Source organism: Bradyrhizobium sp. Leo170 (genome assembly GCF_004296405.1).
Classification (GTDB): Bacteria; Pseudomonadota; Alphaproteobacteria; order Rhizobiales; family Xanthobacteraceae; genus Bradyrhizobium.
The window spans coordinates 20,767-32,545 of sequence record NZ_PSRR01000060.1 but is presented as its reverse complement, the minus strand read 5'-3'; the positions used below and the strand labels follow the sequence as shown (position 1 = coordinate 32,545).

Annotated in this window: 9 protein-coding genes and 3 pseudogenes; 5 read left to right on the top strand and 7 right to left on the bottom strand. The window is 61.1% G+C overall.

From position 1 onward, the window contains the following. A pseudogene (locus CWO89_RS13460) lies at positions 1 to 191 on the top strand (SMP-30/gluconolactonase/LRE family protein); the annotation flags it as partial. Positions 192 to 345: 154 nt separating this feature from the next. On the opposite strand, the gene CWO89_RS13455 reads toward CWO89_RS13460, so the two are convergent. From CWO89_RS13455 to CWO89_RS13440, 4 genes are all read right to left on the bottom strand, one after another. After that, positions 346 to 1,065: a DNA-3-methyladenine glycosylase I gene (locus tag CWO89_RS13455; RefSeq protein WP_130579123.1), complete on the bottom strand. Its 720-nt coding sequence runs from the start codon at positions 1,063 to 1,065 to the stop codon at positions 346 to 348. Positions 1,066 to 1,150: 85 nt separating this feature from the next. Continuing rightward, positions 1,151 to 2,242, bottom strand: coding sequence for an NAD(P)H-dependent flavin oxidoreductase (locus CWO89_RS13450; protein WP_130579120.1), 1,092 nt, complete (start codon positions 2,240 to 2,242; stop codon positions 1,151 to 1,153). A 10-nt stretch (positions 2,243 to 2,252) separates the two neighbouring features. Next, complete coding sequence (locus tag CWO89_RS13445) at positions 2,253 to 2,966, bottom strand: SDR family NAD(P)-dependent oxidoreductase (RefSeq protein ID WP_130579118.1); 714 nt, start codon at positions 2,964 to 2,966, stop codon at positions 2,253 to 2,255. Between the two features lie 147 nt (positions 2,967 to 3,113). Then, entirely contained in the window at positions 3,114 to 4,067 is a 954-nt protein-coding gene (locus CWO89_RS13440; protein ID WP_130579116.1) for an AraC family transcriptional regulator, read from the bottom strand. Between the two features lie 207 nt (positions 4,068 to 4,274). Between CWO89_RS13440 and CWO89_RS13435 the strand changes: the two genes are divergently transcribed. Both CWO89_RS13435 and CWO89_RS13430 read left to right on the top strand, forming a co-directional pair. Beyond that, positions 4,275 to 4,910, top strand: a complete 636-nt coding sequence (locus tag CWO89_RS13435; RefSeq protein WP_130579131.1) for a JAB domain-containing protein — start codon at positions 4,275 to 4,277, stop codon at positions 4,908 to 4,910. Between the two features lie 353 nt (positions 4,911 to 5,263). Then, positions 5,264 to 5,555, top strand: a pseudogene (locus CWO89_RS13430) (transposase domain-containing protein); the annotation flags it as partial. A gap of 1,888 nt (positions 5,556 to 7,443) precedes the next feature. Here CWO89_RS13430 and CWO89_RS13415 read toward each other — a convergent pair. Further along, positions 7,444 to 7,704, bottom strand: a complete 261-nt coding sequence (locus CWO89_RS13415; RefSeq protein ID WP_130579114.1) for a DUF1488 family protein — start codon at positions 7,702 to 7,704, stop codon at positions 7,444 to 7,446. Between the two features lie 169 nt (positions 7,705 to 7,873). Beyond that, positions 7,874 to 8,314, bottom strand: a complete 441-nt coding sequence (locus tag CWO89_RS45835; RefSeq protein ID WP_165421131.1) for a hypothetical protein — start codon at positions 8,312 to 8,314, stop codon at positions 7,874 to 7,876. A gap of 200 nt (positions 8,315 to 8,514) precedes the next feature. Between CWO89_RS45835 and CWO89_RS13410 the strand changes: the two genes are divergently transcribed. Beyond that, the gene (locus CWO89_RS13410) at positions 8,515 to 8,898 is read left to right on the top strand and encodes a response regulator (protein ID WP_130579129.1); all 384 of its coding nucleotides are present in this window, start codon (positions 8,515 to 8,517) and stop codon (positions 8,896 to 8,898) included. A 103-nt stretch (positions 8,899 to 9,001) separates the two neighbouring features. Then, positions 9,002 to 9,780: pseudogene (locus CWO89_RS13405) on the top strand (sensor histidine kinase). 676 nt (positions 9,781 to 10,456) lie between these two features. On the opposite strand, the gene CWO89_RS13395 reads toward CWO89_RS13405, so the two are convergent. Next, positions 10,457 to 11,776, bottom strand: a complete 1,320-nt coding sequence (locus tag CWO89_RS13395; protein ID WP_130579112.1) for a glycoside hydrolase family 130 protein — start codon at positions 11,774 to 11,776, stop codon at positions 10,457 to 10,459. Between the last annotated feature and the right edge of the window lie 3 nt (positions 11,777 to 11,779).

Below are 11,779 nucleotides of genomic sequence, written 5' to 3'. Positions count from 1 at the left end.
GCATCTTCGCCGCCGACGGATCGCTCGAGCGGGAAGTGCCGCTGCTCGGAAAAGAACCGACCAACCTCACCTTCGGCGGCCCCGATGGCAGGACCGTCTTCGTGACCCAGAAGGACGGCCGTTTCATCGAGGCGTTCCGCACAGATCGTCCCGGCCGCGAGCCTTGCTTGCAAGTGCCGGCAATGTGCTGAGACCGAAACCGCGCCGGGCCACGTCTAGAGCGTGATGATTTTTCTTCGAATTATCATCCCGCTCTATCTTTTTGTTTGAGCATGATCTCCGCGCAAACGCTTCGCGTTTGTCGCGAGGGAAAACCGGTATCCACTTTTCCGGATCATGCTCTAATCAGTCATCGCCTCCCATGCGGCGGCTGAGCTCGGCTGCCTCGTAATTCTCCCCGATCGACATCGCGCAGATGCGCGAGAGATGAACGTAAGGCAGCCCGGTCTCCTTGGCCCAGGCGTTGAACTGCGCCTGCACCTTGGCGAGATCGCCTTTCGACTTCACCTCCTCCGCGATATCGAGGCCGGCGTCGCGCAGGCAGGTGACGACGTCCCTTGACGTGACAAAGCCGTCCCAGCCGAGGAAACGCAAGAGCATCTGGCCGGTATTGCCGCCGAGCCGGCTGCCGCGCTTGACCAAAAGATTCAACAGCCCGATTTCGTCGGAAGAGGACCATCCGGCCAGGAATTTGCCGAAGCTGCCGTGCTCGCCCGCGATCTCCTGCACGAAGCGGGCGTTGTCGCGCACCGACATGATCTTGGCGCCGTTGCGCACGATGCGCGTGTCGCTCGTGAGCCGCTCCCAGAATTCGTCCGGCTCGAATGCGAGCTTCTCGGGCTGGAAGCCGAGGAAGGCCTCTTCGAAGCCCGGCCATTTCGCGTCGATCACGCTCCAGGCAAAGCCGGCGCAGAACACCCGCTTCGTCATCTCGGCGAGAACGCGATCATCCTTCAGCTTGGCCAGGGATTTCGCGTTCGGCGCCGGCGGCAATAGCTTCTCCAGCGCTTTCGCGCCACCCTTGCGCTTCTCGGCCCGCGCCCGAATAGCCCTAAACGACGTCACGCGGCGAGACCTCTTTGCATTGGCAGGGACGGCCGATCATAGCGTGACGCAAGCCGCGATGCCAACGCGAAGCATCTAGCGGATCTCAGCCGTCCTTGACGCGCTTCAGGCGCTCGACTGCTTCCTTCACCAAGGTCTGCATCAGCGCCTTGGCAGGGAGTTCGCGGGCCAGCGCGGCGCCCTGCCCTGCCCAGATCGGGGTGAAGTCACGGCTTCCCTTTCGCTCCGCCGCGGCGCGCAGCGGCGCCAGCTCGCCCATCGGCAGCGGAAAATCCGGTACAGCGTCGGACAAGGGACCGACTTCGGCGATGAGGCGGTTGACCAGGGCACGCGCCGGTCGACCGGAAAGCACGTTCGTCACCACAGTGCCAAGCTCGCGCGCCTGGCGAAGCGCATCGCGGTGCAGCGGTGGCGTCGCCGCTTCCGGACAAAGCAGGAAGGCGGTCCCGATCTCCGCTCCCGAGGCACCAAGGGACAGGGCGGCGGCAATGCCGCGTCCGTCGGCGATGCCGCCCGCGGCGATCACGGGCACGCTGACCGCGTCAGTGATCTGCGGCACCAGTTCGAAGGTGCCGAGCTGCGAGGCGACCGCGCGGTTCTGGTCGCGACCGAGGAACGTGCCCCGGTGACCGCCGGCTTCATAGCCCTGGGCAATCACCGCATCGGCGCCATGGTCTTCCAGCCAGCGCGCTTCCGCGACCGTCGTCGCCGACGAGATCACCTTGCAGCCGGCCGACTTGATCCGGGCCACCAGCGGCGATGCCGGCAAGCCGAAATGGAAGCTCACCACGTCGGGCCTCGCGTCCTCGACGAGTTCGCACATCGCACCGCCAAACGGCGCAAGGTCGGTGCGCGGCCGCGGTGTCGTTTCGTCAATTCCAAGTTCGCGATAATAGGGTGACAGCCGGTCGTGCCACGCCCACTCGCGCGCCGCATCGGCCCTCGCCGGCTCGTGGCAGAAGAAATTGAGGCTGACCGGCTTGCTGGTCAGCCGCCGCGCTTGCGCGATCGCGTTGGTGACGCGCTGCAGGTCCATGGTGGCGCAGCCGATCGAGCCGAGGCCGCCGGCATTGGAGACGATCGCCGCGAGTTCAACCGTGGCGAAACCAGCCATCGGCGCCAGCACGATCGGGTGTTCGATCCCAAACAATTCAAGCAGACGTCGGTCGGACCACATCGCGCATCTCCTACCAGCGGCCGGCGGAGGCGCCGCCATCGACATGCAGGATCTCGCCGGTAACGAAAGATGCCTTCTCAAGATACATCACGGCATCGACGACCTCCCGCATCTCGCCCATTCGGCCGATCGGCTGCAGCCCGGCGAGAAAGCCGTGGGCCTCGGGCGAATGCATTGGCGTGCTGATCACACCCGGCGAAACCGCGTTCACCCGGACATTTCGGGGAGCATATTCGATCGCGAGCGAGCGCGTGATCGCGTTAAGCCCGCCCTTGGTCATCGCCGCAAGACCCGCCGCCAGCGACGCCATCGGCTGTTCGGCTATCGTTGCCGTGATATTGACGATGTGGCCCGAACCCGCCTGCAGCATTCGGGCCGCGGCCTTCTGGGTCAGATGAAAGAATCCGGCGAGATTAACCGCGACCGCCTTTGCGAAATCGGCGGCGGAATATTCGGTGAAGGGCTTGGCAATGAACACGCCGGCATTGTTGACAAGCGTATCTATTCGCCCGAAGCGCTCGATCGCCAGGCTGAAGATGCGTTCGGCGGTCTCGGGGTGGGCAATGTCGCCCTCGATCATGAGGACCGACGGATCGTCGCTCTTGCCGATCGAACGGGCGGTGGCCACGACGCGGTAGCCGTTTTCGCGATAGGCTTTCAGCAATTCCGCGCCGATGCCGCGTGACGCGCCGGTGATAATGACGACCTTTCGCTCTGATGTCATATTCGCTCCTCGCAATTGCTTGGGGTGTATGGGAGCGATAGATGCACCATTCGACCGGACACGGCTTTGCCTCGCTTGCTCTGCTGTTGTCATTTCTTGCCGCTGTCGGGGGATCAGCGGACGCGGATCGGTTACATCCGTAACAAATCAGGCCACGACGCTGCGGCGGTACTGAGCCGGCGTCAGGCCGGTCGCCTGCCGGAACGCGCGGGTGAAATTGGCCTGGCACGAAAATCGGAGCCTGAGCGCGATATCAGCCAGCGGCTGCTCCCTCTGTCCCAGCAGTTCCTTGGCACGTTCGAGCCGCCTTGCGCTCACATAGCGGTGCGGCGATCGACCGACGGCGACCTTGAAGGCGCGGGAGAAATGAAACTGGCTCAAGCACGCGATCGATGCCAGGCGGCCGACCGTCAATTCGCCCTCCAGATTCGTTTCGATGTAATCCAGCACACGTGCCAACCGGCGCCGATCAAGCCCTTCGCGAGCGGGAGGTGCGAAGAAGTCGAGCGATAGCTTGCCGAAGTGGTTTTGCACCAATCTTGCGGCCAGGCTCGAGGCCAGCGTCTCCGCGAGCAGCCTGCCGGCAGACGTCTCGCGCTCCAGCTCGGACGTGAGTGCAAATGCGATTTCGGCGACGAGCGGATCGCGAAAACTGCTTTCATGGCGCAGCGACGTCATGACGGATGGAGCGGCCCCTTCACCAAAGCTCTCCGGTGAAAACCGGTTCGGCGGAAGATAAACGTGCAGGACCGCCGGAACGGGGTCGGACAGATCGATCAGGCCATGCCCGACCACCGGCGGAGAAAGCCAGATCGTTCCGCGCTCGGAGACGCTGCGATCGGTGATGCCATACCTCTCGCGCGTGACCACGGACCCATTGCCGCGGACGTCGACGCAAATTTCGATGTCGGGCTGCGGGCTCTTCCAGGCGATCGTGCCACTATCGTGACTGCGAAGCTCCGCCGTTATGTCCGACCAGCCGCGATCGGCGGAAGACGCCAGAAGCCCGCAGGTGCCGTAGCTTTCGAGCCCGCGTGCCCCTGGCGAGGCCGGCTGCTCCGGCTGAGATGCGAGCTTGTGCTTTTCATGGGTGGAATTCATTCGACATAACCCGATATCCGGCAATCGACGACAATCCCCCAGTCACCTCAATGTGGCCGGCTCGCAGCCGAATCGCAACGATTCCTGGCCGCCCATCACGCGGAAGCGATCAAGACCCGCCGATCTTCCGGCGCATATCGTAGGCTTCGATGCGTCCGCGGCACTTCATGGTTGCAAAAACCGCGTGGCACGGCATGTTTGGCGGCGATGCCCGCCAAGACCAGCGACCCCACCGACCAGCCCGCCGAGACGCCGCATTACCACGGCCATCGGGAGCGCCTGCGCGAGCGCTTCCATAGCGCCGGCCCCGACGCGCTGAGCGACTATGAACTGTTGGAGATGGCGCTGTTTGCCTCGATCCCACGGCGCGACACCAAGCCGCTCGCCAAGGAACTGCTGAGGCGCTTCGGCTCGTTTGCCGAGGTGATCCATGCCCCCGTGGCCCGCCTGCGCGAGGTCGACGGCATCGGCGAATCCTCGGTCAACCAACTCAAGCTGATCGCCGCCGCCGCCAGCCGCGTCGCCAAGGGCGAGGTGAAGCGGCGCAACGCGCTGTCGTCATGGAACGACGTGCTCGACTATTGCCGCTCCAGCATGGCCTTCGCCGACAAGGAGCAGTTTCGCCTGCTCTTCCTCGACAAGCGCAATCAGCTCATTGCCGATGAGGTGCAGCAGATCGGCACCGTCGACCACACGCCGGTCTATCCGCGCGAAGTGATCAAGCGCGCGCTCGAACTATCCGCCACCGCGCTGATCCTCGTGCATAACAATCCCACTCACCGCCCAACTGCACGCGCAATCATGGTTCATCATTCTTGTGCAGTGATCGAGCGTGATTCCTAGTCCGCCGGATTCTTCCCACAACAAATAGCCAAACGGGTTTGAATGCACCCTTCGGGAAAAATGGCGAGCCAGTTCACGCCCGAACTCGCGATGGATTGAAAGTATTATTCAGCGTTTGACGGCTGTAGAGTCACCGTCGCCCTCCGAAGGCAAAGGTCACACGTTCGAATCGTGTCGGGTCGCCAGTTTTTCTCTATTTTACAGCGCGATATGCGCGCCCGAACCGAAATTGCAGTTCTGTCCAATTCGAGCGAGTAAGTAATCAGGAGAATTCGTCGCCGAGTTTAGCCAGTTGTTCGGGAGTTTGAAGCAAAGGCCTCTGGCCAATCTCAACGCCTGCGGATTGCTGCCCAGCGTTCACCCGCTTCCTCGACGACGGTCGTGGCTGCTTGTCAAACAACGCAACCGAACGTGCCTTGCGTGGCATCGCTATCGGAGACTTTTGCCGGCTCTGACGCTGGCGGTGATCGCACAGCCGCCATCTATACATTGATCGAGACCTGCAAAATGAATGATGTTGATCCGCAACCTTGGCTAGCCGACGTGCTGTCGCGGCTTCCTGATCATCGCGCCAGCCAAGTCGCCGATCTGCTTCCGTGGACTTGGAAAGCCGCTCAACAATCCAAGACTGCAGCCACAGGCTAACGGTGCTCAAGCACCGCGGCCGGGGTCTTCGCCGGACGCGTACGAAATGGACGACCACACTGCGATAGGATTGGCTGAGCGGGCACAGATGGAAGCGGCCGTTGCACAAAACCATTTCTACTGCGCGATCTTGTAGAGGGTAAGAACGATAAGTTAGGCAACGAACGCGAAGTGATTCTGTGGATTGGCCAAAACCACGCGGTCTACCGGCAAGGTCTTCTCGCCGCGGCAACGACTGGACCCGCCGCTTCAAAAAAATCGCCAACGACGCCTATCCGCCCAACGCGGGATCCGCGATCGACATGAAGAAACGCGATTGGACCTTTGTAACGCTGTGCCTCGCTAGAGCGATTTTAGCGGCCGTCGGGAGTATCAAGGTCGCAATGAGCTATAGGGCCCATCGTGCCGCATCGGACTTCAGCAGTTCGCATCGGCCCCGCTCCCCCCTGGACATGGCGCGGCCTACCCGCTCTCGGGGGCGTTTCGGGTCGGTTCCCTTCCACGCCTTGGCTTATTTTGTGGCATGTCCCGGATTTAGGGCCCACAATCACCATGTCACCGCCCGGTACCGTGGCAAACATCGGTGATGAGAACGCCGGTCGCGCTCCCGCCAATCCCGAAGGGATGGAGCAGCGCATGCATAGGCAGCGTCGTATTCAACAATCTGAAACGCATCAAACTAGACTGGCACAAGCGGCTGTTCGCTTGCGCCAACAAGCGACGGGTACTCTGCCGCGCATCAAACGCGAGCGCCTTATCCGAAGAGCCCAACAAGTCGATACGGCCTCCCAGGTGAACGAGTGGCTTTCCTCGCCCCGGGGCTGAGCACACTAGGTTCAAGTGGGCCGCCGCGATGCCTCCTAGAACGAAAGGCCCGGCCACGAGGGCCGGGCTGATCGGAAATATATTCGAAGATGGACAATCCAGAGAACTAACGCGTATCGACCCAGCAGTCGATGCACAAAGCGACGGTAAACGTCCGTAACACCACGGTGTCCTGAACAGGGCGTGACCAGCGAGTGCTCCCGCCGCCGCCACGACATCGCCGGTGCCGAGAATGTTGATGATGGTTACAGCCAGCGAGCGCTTCGGTCCTAATTCTTGACTAAGCGAGGCAGATGGAAAGGAACTGCCATGCATCGCAACCTCGATGTTTTCAAGGACGCCTCGTCTTGAGTGGCGCGCTTCTAGTGTGGCTACATTGATAGTCTTCGAATTGGAGCAGCGCAAGGCTGGCTCGGCTGCTGGCGATCTTCCTCGGCTGCTGGCGATCTTCCGGTCCGTCCAGTCCTTCCGCGCCGCGTGAACACCATCGCCGCGGATTGGCGATGTGGTTCTGAACGCGGTAACCGTCGAACTTGTTTTCGTGAATCCATTGTTTGCCGGACGGCACGCGGTCGATCAAGGGGCGCCAGAGAAACGACCTCAGAGCGGGGTGGCATCTGAGGCCGCTTGAAACCTTCCGCCGGGCATTGAGCAAAATGTCGACCGGTCAGTAGGCTAGGCTCTCGGAGATAAGATCACCGATTGCTGAGGACCAAGAACTGCAAAGATCGTTCGTTCCGTCGTAATCTGAAATATTTGAGTGTCCTAACTAAACTTGGCCTCACCTCCCCAACTGGGGTGCACTCGCGCCGCGCAGCCGTTCGACAAACCAGAACGCCAAGGTCATGAAAAGGAGAGGAGGAAAATTCCTCCACACGCAAGGAACGTCGACGCAAAATCTGTAACCATGATATCCTCTCAGGCGGTTGATCGCGTGTATCTCGATTCGAATCTAGCGCCGTTGCCCCGATGTCTTTCAGCGATCGGATCGTCGAGACCAGCGTTGCTCCGCCGGTTCGAACCTTTCGCCAATCAGGACCGAGGCTCCGCCATAGATACTCGCTCAAAAATTGGCGGCGACCAGATCGTAAGAACCTCTGCTTCCGCGAACGTAGACCTTGGCAGCGGCGGCGCATATCCGATCACGGTTGGAATCGAACGCATTCAGAAGACCCGACTCGTCAGGATGGGCATCTGGTTGGATGCGCCTCAACGCGCCTTCGTCTATGAAAAACGATGCCTCTATCGCGCTATCGTGTCCCCAAAATCGCACGGCATGCCGCGTTCGATCATATGAACGACTGTGATTTGGAAACTCAATCATGTGGCTGTGACCGATCAGCTTGTCGGTGGACGAGGCGCCCTGCCCGTTTGCAGACCCGCACCGAGACATATTCGACGGCCATCGATATCGCTGACAAGATCGGGCGTGGCGAAAGCACGCGCAGCGGGAGTGTGACTGAAGCGATCCGGTTGCGGTCAAGTATAAATGGCTACGCCGGAATCGGATTACAACCCTGCTCGATCCAGCCCGACAAATAAGTTTCAACCAACCTCGTTATTCGGCGACGTGTCACTATATCTTCCATATCACCGCGCGCTTCCCCGGCTGTCATCGGTGACTGAGAGCATTCCGCCCCCGCCGCGACCAAAAGGCGACCGATATGTTCAATCTCCACAAGTTCAGTGTTCGCGAGTGGCTGGTGCCCCCGGTATTGCTGCCGAGCTTTTTTGTGGTGCTGATCGCCGCCGCGATGCTCATTCAATGGTAGTCCACTTCGGCGGGCCGACACAATCGGCTCAGGCAGGCGTTCGCCTCGACGAAAGAACGCGGCGACGCCAGAGCGGTGGCCGCCCTGGATGAAGCCCGCCGGGAGATCAGCGGAGGCGATGAACGAGGCAACTTGCGAAATGCCGCTGAAATGCACGAGCATTTCTTCAGCAAGAGCGGCGCGCGCCGGCACAATGGCGGCCGTTTAGCGCGACTTCCTTCCCGATCCACCGTTCGCGCATCGTGATTGGCTCGCGTATTCAGGAAAAGAGCGCTCTGGCATGGATCATATGGGCGCCGAGATGCTTGTCCCTGATCGACCGCCTGTCCGAGTCGATAGCCGTTCTCGTGGACGCCCATCCGATGGTGCTCGATCTTTCATGCGTTCCAGCCGTCGTACTCATCGTCGAGGACGAGATGATGCTCCGCATGCGCGCAGTCGACATGGTGGAAGACGCCGGCTACACGCCGGTTGAAGCCCTGGATGCCGACGAAGCCATCGCGATCATGGAATCCAGGTCCGACATCGCGCTGATGTGCACCGACATCCAGATGCCCGGCAGCATGGACGGCCTGGGACTTGCACGTGCCGTGCATGAACGTTGGCCGTCGATCAAGATCATTGTGGTGTCGGGAAAATTGAACCCGTCGAACAGCGATCTGCCTGCCTGCAGCAAGTTTTTCGGCAAGCCACTCGACGCCAGGCAAATGATAGCCCAGATGCAGAGCATGATCGGCCAGACCTGACGACGGCAGCCTTCACGTCGAATGCCGGCAACATCGTCTGATGGCGTCGTCAGAGCCCGCCGAAGATCGGTGCGGCAACCAACTCAGAGTGATACAATTGGGGATGACTGAAGACGATCTCCATACAGACCAGCGCGCCGGGAGCGGCGCAGAACCGCACCAGGACTTTCTGGCGGCGGAGAATGTCAGCCTGCGGCTTCTGCTTGCGCAGGCCGAGATCAACACCCGCAGTCTGCTTGCCAACGCCGGCATTAAGGCGCGGGAGCGCGAGGCGTCCGACAAGCTGCAGAGGCTGATCCTTGAAGAGCTGCACCACCGCATCAAGAACACGCTCGCGACCGTGGGGGCCATCGTCTCCCAGAGCCTGCGCACTTTGCAGGGTGCTGAACACGCGCAGCACGCGATCGGAGGCCGTCTGCTGGCGCTCGGACGAGCGCACGATCTCCTTCTACAGGCAAGATGGACCAGCGCAGATCTTGACACCGTCGTCCGCGGAGCCACCGAAGCCTTTGACAGTCCGGATGTGCCGAAATTCTCGATTCGGGACCAGATATCCGGATGACGCCGGGTGCCGTCATCGCCGTCGCGATGACGCTTAACGAGCTTTGCACGAACACCACGAAGTTTGGCGCCCTGTCGGTCCCGGAGGGACACGTCGACATCGCCTGGGCGCTGGAGCCACAGACACAGCGCTTGCACCTTGCATGGTCCGAGAAAGACGGTCCGGCAGTGCACCCTCCAGAAAAGCGCAGCTTCGGCACGAGGCTGATAGAGACGCTGGGCAAGCAGCTCAAGGGCGACGTGCGGTTGACCTACGAGCCGACCGGCTTCGTGTACGCATTCGATGTGCCGATCGCTTCTCTGACTTCGCCGGCGGCGTAAGTCCGTATTCAGATCGATTGACGGAGCCAGGGGATATTGCTGGTCCGGTAAACAACGGCCCCAGCAGGGGGAAGAACTGGGGCCGTCATTCATCGGATACCGAGGGGGACGGCATCCGGTCACCTCTTACCAGGTTTGTCCCGTGAAATTGGTTCCAGGCTCCATTCGAGAGCAACGGGGCGAGCGTTAACCTTGGCACACTCAGTGCAGACAGATAGTCCGGACTGACACAACGCCGCCAGGCATTATTCGGCGACGTTGTGCGTCCTAATTCCGGACTCTTGAGCCACCACAGCCATCGATAGCTGTGCCTCGAGCACGCGTGGCCGTCCAAGTCACCAGCTTTTTCGGCGCGCGCGATCGACCTCAGCCCAATGCGGATGGAAGCTCGCCCTTGCGAAAGATGACGGTTGGCCCGTCGTCGTAGTCACCCATCTCGGGATCGCCGGTGGATGAGAAGGCAATGACGCCGAGCTTGCTTAACGCTAGTCTCTCTGCCGTCTGCAGTGCACCCCTTGCCGTCTTGCAGGCGATCGGAGCATCGGCTTTCAGGAATCCTCCCGGCCGGCGTTGAACGCCTGGACGAAGAAGCTTGTTTCGCGAGCCATGCGCGTCTCCTCGGACCTCTCTTTGGGGCGCTTTGTGAGCGCGCAGGTCACACCGTGCGATCTCGGATTCAGGACATCGACTGCAGCAGTGCAGAAATCCTGATGGTCGCGAAATTGGAGAAGGTGTCCGATACGGCGTACGGCAGAATGAGTTGATCGTTGTGGGTCATCGCCCCGCAGGTATAGACCACGTTGGGAACGTATCCTTCGCGTTCGCCTGGTTCGGGCCGCAACAATGGCTCGCTCGAACGCGCCATCACCCTGGACGGGGCGCGCTTGTCGAGCAGCACGGCGCCAATCGAATATTTCCGGACCGGGCCGACACCGTGCGTCAACAGCAGCCAGCCTTCCTGCAGTTCGATCGGTGATCCGCAGTTGCCGATCTGCACAAACTCCCAGGGAAACTGCGGCTTCAGGATCGCCTGACCGCCTTCCCACCTGTACAGGTCGTCCGAATAGACCAGATAGAGGTTCTCGTTATCCTGTCGCGCGATCATAGCGTACTTGTCGTCGATCCTGCGCGGGAACAGCGCCATGCCCTTGTTGCGAGCGGCGGCACCATGCAGGGGTGACATGCGAAATGATAGGAAGTCACTTGTCTCGATCAATTCCGATCGAATCGCCGTGCCCTTGTAGGCGGTATAGGTTGCATAATAGGTCGTCCGTCCGCCATCGCTGAATTCGACGAAGCGGGCGTCTTCGATGCCGTTGGACTGGGATTCCGTAACCGGAAAGATAACGCGTTCGCTGATATCCTGCTCCGGCCTGAAGATTACCTCAACTTCGTCGCCGATCGGTCCGGGTGCCCGATATCCGATCCTGGGACTCGAGGCGAGCCGGGCCGTCGGATCGACCGTAATGCTGCCGTCGGCCGCGATGGTGCCAGCGCGAAACGTCAGAGACGATACATGTCCTTCGCCGACGGCACGGAGGCTGAGAATGAAGCGCAGGCTGCCTGGCGGGGCTCCCGACTGGTCGGGGTGCGGAACGATGCTGGGATTGAACAGCGCCGATGCTTCGAACGAATACTCATGCAAGAAATAGGCGCCGACGAGCTGGCGCTGGACTTCGGAGAAAGTGCCGTGCGGCGTAAGCGCCTCTTCCATTTCGTCGGCCCGGAGCTCAAACGTCTTCAGGAGGTTGGGGTGCCGGTCCTGGAAGTTCTCCAGCACGTCCGCCAGTTGGCTCGCTGCTGTCTTCGCGTCGAGCGCAAGAACGCGCTCGACGATATGGTTGGCGCGCGTCTTGTCGGTCGGATTGAGATCGCGCGGTTCGGTAGCCGGCTTGAACGGGCGCACGATCACGCGCGCGGGGTCGGGACGCAGATGAAGTGCCTGCCGATTCAGAAAAGTGGCTTGCAATGGAGTTCCTCTGTTCGCCCAAGTCATACC